This is a genomic window from Neoroseomonas rubea (assembly GCF_016106015.1).
In the GTDB taxonomy this organism is placed as follows: domain Bacteria; phylum Pseudomonadota; class Alphaproteobacteria; order Acetobacterales; family Acetobacteraceae; genus Neoroseomonas; species Neoroseomonas rubea.
The window spans coordinates 1-839 of the sequence record NZ_JACADQ010000683.1 but is presented as its reverse complement, the minus strand read 5'-3'; the positions used below and the strand labels follow the sequence as shown (position 1 = coordinate 839).

The 839-nt window shown below is 76.0% G+C and carries 2 protein-coding genes; both read right to left on the bottom strand.

The window, feature by feature from the left end; all coding sequences use genetic code 11:
• Positions 1-210 (bottom strand): hypothetical protein (locus HW577_RS25815; protein WP_198378929.1); only part of this gene is annotated, 210 nt, incomplete at its 3' end.
• Between the two features lie 196 nt (positions 211-406).
• Positions 407-839, bottom strand: a 433-nt coding sequence (locus HW577_RS25810) for a hypothetical protein (protein WP_198378928.1), incomplete at its 5' end; no start/stop codon positions are given.

Genomic DNA, 839 nt, shown 5'->3' with positions numbered 1-839 from the left:
GGCTGCTCCATCCTGCTGATCGAGCACGACATGGGCGTGGTGATGGGCATCTCCGACCGCGTCGTTGGGCGGGTTGGCGAGCGGGGGGATGGCGCGATAGGCCCCGGCGCCGACCACCAGCGCGACGCGCGCGCCCGGCTGCGCCAGGGCGGGCGTGGCGAGGAGCAGCGCCGCCAGCGCGGCGAGCAGGAGGCGGAGCCGTCGGGTCATCCTGGCGCAATCCTATCATCGCGCCCGCGGCGGCGCAGCGACCGAAAGCACGAGAGGTGAAGCGTTTCGGAGGGTGTCGTGCTGGCGGCACGCTTGCTGGTTGTCGTGCGGCAGGCACGCTTGCTGAACGTCACGCCGGAGGCACGCCGTCTCGGCCTCTTGCCGCGCGACCGTCTCGGGCGACCGCCAACGGCCCTCAGGCGACCGCGATGTCGCGCAGCGCCGCGACCAGGGCGGTGAGCGCGTCCGGCAAGGCGGCGGGCGGCGGCAGCGCACCGGTCACGAAGGCGGCCTCGGACAGCAGCAGGTCGCGCTGCGCGGCGTCCGCGGGCACCACGATGTCGAGGCCGGGCGGGTGCGCCGCCAGCGCGTCCGGGTCGCCCTCTGCCTCCAGCATCCAGCCGATGGCGGCGCCCGCGAAGCCTTCGGCGCGCAGCTGCGCGACCCAGTCTGACGGGTCGTGCGGGCGGAGCAGGCGGAGCGCGAGGCCCGCTCCCCGGGGCGCGCCGGTCGAGAGCTCGATCCCCTGCGCCGCCAGAGTCGCGCGTGCGGCATCGAGCGCGGAGGCCTCACGCGTCGCCGCGCGCCACGGGTCGATCAGCAGCAGGGGCCCCGCGGCGAGTCCCGCC